We start from the raw sequence: 491 nt of genomic DNA, 5'->3' as shown, positions 1-491 counted from the left end.
AGGTCAGGTCTGGTCAACCGACTTCGTACGAAAGGAGTCTCCAAAATGGATAATAAAAGTTTAGCACATACAACATGGAATTGTAAGTATCATATCGTCTTCGCACCGAAATACAGAAGACAAGTTATTTATGATCAAATTAAGGCGGATGTAGGAAGAATACTACGTCAGTTGTGTGAAAGAAAAGGTGTAGAAATTATTGAGGCAACAGCATGTCCGGATCATATACGTATGTTGGTGAGTATACCACCGAAACTAAGTGTATCTTCGTTCATGGGCTATATAAAAGGGAAGAGTAGCTTAATGATTTTCGATCGACATGCCAATTTAAAATATCGATATGGAAATCGACAATTTTGGTGTTGAGGATACTATGTGGATACAGTCGGTCGAAATCGAAAAGTGATTCAAGAGTATATCAAGAACCAATTACAAGAAGATATCCTACATGATCAAATGACAATGAAAGAATTCATTGACCCGTTCACAGG

Annotated in this window: 1 pseudogene; it reads left to right on the top strand. The window is 37.3% G+C overall.

From position 1 onward, the window contains the following. Positions 1 to 45 precede the first annotated feature (45 nt). Positions 46 to 491: pseudogene (gene tnpA / locus ACOMCU_RS28315) on the top strand (IS200/IS605 family transposase); the annotation flags it as partial.

Origin of the sequence: Lysinibacillus sp. UGB7 (genome assembly GCF_049058285.1) — a bacterium.
Classification (GTDB): Bacteria; Bacillota; Bacilli; order Bacillales_A; family Planococcaceae; genus Lysinibacillus; species Lysinibacillus sphaericus_B.
Note: the sequence above shows the minus strand (reverse complement) of the source record. Positions and strands in the feature narration are given on the sequence as shown.